This window comes from Ectobacillus sp., assembly GCF_056992975.1.
On sequence record NZ_JBXKMX010000141.1, the window covers coordinates 1 to 3,314 of the forward strand.

General features: G+C 37.7%; 4 protein-coding genes. 2 read left to right on the forward strand and 2 right to left on the reverse strand.

Annotation, left to right across the window (positions count from 1 at the left end; translation table 11 throughout):
- Positions 1 to 762, forward strand: a 762-nt coding sequence (locus AC11ZT_RS06860) for a MetQ/NlpA family ABC transporter substrate-binding protein (protein ID WP_484058884.1), incomplete at its 5' end; no start/stop codon positions are given.
- Between the two features lie 113 nt (positions 763 to 875).
- Here the strand turns inward: AC11ZT_RS06860 and AC11ZT_RS06865 are convergent.
- A complete protein-coding gene (locus tag AC11ZT_RS06865) occupies positions 876 to 1,202 on the reverse strand; it encodes a DMT family transporter (RefSeq protein ID WP_484058885.1) in 327 nt (108 codons plus the stop codon).
- Between the two features lie 127 nt (positions 1,203 to 1,329).
- Here AC11ZT_RS06865 and pgmB point away from each other — a divergent pair, with 127 nt between their 5' ends.
- Positions 1,330 to 2,004 (forward strand): beta-phosphoglucomutase, encoded by a 675-nt coding sequence (gene pgmB / locus AC11ZT_RS06870; RefSeq protein WP_484058886.1) that lies wholly within the window; start codon positions 1,330 to 1,332, stop codon positions 2,002 to 2,004.
- Positions 2,005 to 2,093: 89 nt separating this feature from the next.
- On the opposite strand, the gene AC11ZT_RS06875 is transcribed toward pgmB, so the two are convergent.
- On the reverse strand, positions 2,094 to 3,314 hold a 1,221-nt coding region (locus tag AC11ZT_RS06875; protein ID WP_484058887.1), incomplete at its 5' end, for an FAD-dependent oxidoreductase.

The following is a 3,314-nucleotide window of genomic DNA, read 5'->3' on the forward strand; positions in this document are numbered from 1 at the left end:
AGTAATGGAACAGCAAAAACAAGTGGAGCAGATGCAAAAAAGGAAATTACGCTCAAAGTAGGAGCAGCAGCAGTTCCTCATGCTGAAATTTTAAATTTCATTAAACCGAAATTGAAGGAACAAGGGATTAATTTAGAAGTTGTTGTTTTAGACAGCGAGGATTTATTAAATCCAGCTTTAAAAGATAAACAAATTGATGCAAACTACTTTCAGCATGTTCCGTATTTAGATTCTGTAAAAACGGAAAAAGGATTTGATTTTGTTGTTACAACAAAGGTTCATGTTGAACCAATTGGTTTCTATTCAAATAAATTAAAATCAAAGGATGATATTAAAGAAGGAGCAAAGATTGGTATCCCAAACAATCCGTCTAATGAGTATCGAGCACTTACATTACTTCAGCAGCAAGGACTTATAAAGTTAAAGGATGGCATTACAACGTATCAGGCAACACCAAAGGATATTGTTGAAAATCCGAAAAAACTTCAATTTGTAGAAGCGGAAGCTCCAACACTTGCTCGTTCTTTGCAGGATTTGGATGGAGCAATTATTAATACGAACGTAGTGTTAGAAGCAAAAATAGATCCTAAATCAGCGTTATTCCGTGAAGATAAAAACTCACCTTATGCCAATGTAATTGTTGTTCGCAAAGGGGATGAAAACCGTGAAGAGATTAAGAAGCTAGACGCGGCATTGACAACACCAGAAGTGAAGAAATTTATAGAAGACAAATATGGAGTAGCGGTAGTACCTGCGTTTTAATATGAATACTATTAAGTTATAATTTAAGCTTGATAAGGAAACCTACCTGTCTAGTAATGATGAAAAGTCAGGTAGGTTTTGTTATAAAAATCCGTTTTTTTAGTATTTTCTCCTCAAACAGATGATTTCCCTACATTCAACATAATAACCCCTATAATAATTAGTACAATTCCAATCCCACCCTGTATGGAAATCGTTTCTTTCCAAATAAGCACACCTACAATGGCTGTTAATGCTGTTCCAACTCCAGACCATATGGCATAAGAGACGCTCAATGACAGGGACTGCAGCGCTAAAGATAGAAAATAGAAGGCAGATACATATCCAATTAAGACACCAATACTCGGATATAATTTAGAAAATCCATCGGAAGCCTTTAGCATAGAACTTCCAAATATTTCGGTTAGTATTGCAATAGCTAAAAATAGATATGCCTTCATAATTTTCCCCTTTATATAGGTATGTACATCATTATTTTTATATGCTTTCTACAACTGAAAAGGATTTCATTCCATTTAAAAAAATGATAGCATAAAATCGTATAATGTGGAAAGTGAGGATTATCATATGCCAAATCAAGTTAAAGCGTTTATTTTTGATTTAGATGGGGTCATTACAGATAGTGCCGAACTTCATTATTTAGCATGGAAGCAGCTTGCTGATGAACTAGGAATCCCTATGGACCGTGCGTTTAACGAACGACTGAAGGGGATAAGCCGTATGGATTCATTGGAACTCATTTTGACACATGGGAAACAGGAGCACGATTTTACGAGCGAGGAGAAAGAAAGGTTAGCTACAAAGAAAAATGATCATTACAAGGAGTTAATTGGAACCATTTCTGAAAAAGATGTATTACCAGGTATCATGGATTTGTTACAAGCTATACAAGCGAATGGAATAAAAATTGGATTAGCATCTGCAAGCAAAAATGCCAGTTTAGTTATTGAACGTTTAGGAATACAGTCTTTCTTTGATACGATTGTAGATGCAGCTACTGTTGCAAATGGAAAACCAAATCCAGAAATCTTTTTAAAAGCTGCCGATAGTCTTATGGTGCCATACGAATTATGTATAGGGATAGAAGATGCAGCAGCAGGTGTGGAAGCAATTAAAGCGGCAGGCATGTATGCAGTCGGAGTGGGAACACCAGGAGCAATGGAAAAAGCAGATTATGCGGTTAATGGAACTGATGAATTACAATTTGATAAACTTGTTGCAGGATTTACTGCTAGCATGTAATTTGAGTTTACTCGTTAAAGTAAACGTTCGCATATACAAATACATTCCCTTGGCAAATAGAATGGGAATGTATTTGTATAGTCTTTTTATCATGTTAACCTATCAAGTGGTTTTTTCGCAGGTCCTTCTAACACATCTCCATTGAATGAAAAGCGAGATCCGTGACAAGGACAGTCCCATGTTGATTCCCCGTCGTTCCATTCTACCTCACAGCCAAGGTGGGTACACGTGGTATCAACAAGATGGAGCACACCATTACAATCTTTATAGGCACCTGCACGTTTACCATTGACACGAACAACAGAACCCTCTTCGTTGATTAGTTCTTCAGGAGTGCGCAAAGGAAATTCTAGCTTCCCCTCTATTAGATGTTTTGCCACATCTCCGTTTTGCGTAAGAAAATGTTTAATGCTTGGATCGGCTAGAAAGCGAGAAGGAGTAAATAGATTTCGGTACGGATTGCTTCGTTCCATAATAATATCTCGAATGAGTAAGGCAGCTGCAGTTCCGGTAGTCATTCCCCATTTTTTATAACCTGTTGCAACAAGTATATTCGGATGCTCGGAGGTGATGGTTCCAATGTAAGGAAGCTTATCAAGCGTGAGTAAATCTTGTGCAGACCACCGATACTCAATAGTTTCTAAACCTAGAACTTCATCTGCAAAGGATTGCAATGCCTCGTAGTGTAAAACTGTATCGATACCTTGTCCTGTTTTATGACTTTCTCCTCCAACTAGTACCAGTTTTTCTCCGTTATCCATCGTATATCGTAAGGAACGAACAGGTTCATCAACGCTTAGATACATTCCTCCTGGAAAAGGTTGTTTAGTCTTAACGGCTACTACATAGGAGCGCTCTGCATACATTCTTGTAAAGTAGAGACCTTTGCCGTCATAAAATGGAAAGTGCGAGCAAGAAATAACATAATCACATGTAACGATTGGACCGTCTTTTGTAATAACGCGAGGATGAATTCCTTCATGCACGTCAATGGCTACTGTGTTTTCGTATATGCTTCCACCTGCTTTCATAAATAAATCGACGAGGTGTTGTAAGTAATGAACCGGATGAAATTGAGCTTGATTTTTCATAATGAGTGCTAACGTAACCGGGATAGAGAGTGGTATCGTCTCACTCAGTTCTCCCGGAATGGATAGCTTTTCATATGCCTTGTATTCTTGTTCTAGCAGTTTTGCGGTTTTTTCAGTGGTACTATACAGATACGAATGCTCCTGTGAAAAATCGCATTGTATGTTATACTCGTCAATCATGTTTTTAATAAATTGCAGGGCATCGTGGTTTGCGTTGTA

Bases quoted from the DNA above. Each gene is read 5' to 3' on its own strand.
- AC11ZT_RS06865 (WP_484058885.1), bottom strand. From the start codon at position 1,202: ATGAAGGCATATCTATTTTTAGCTATTGCAATACTAACCGAAATATTT.
- pgmB (WP_484058886.1), top strand. From the start codon at position 1,330: ATGCCAAATCAAGTTAAAGCGTTTATTTTTGATTTAGATGGGGTCATT.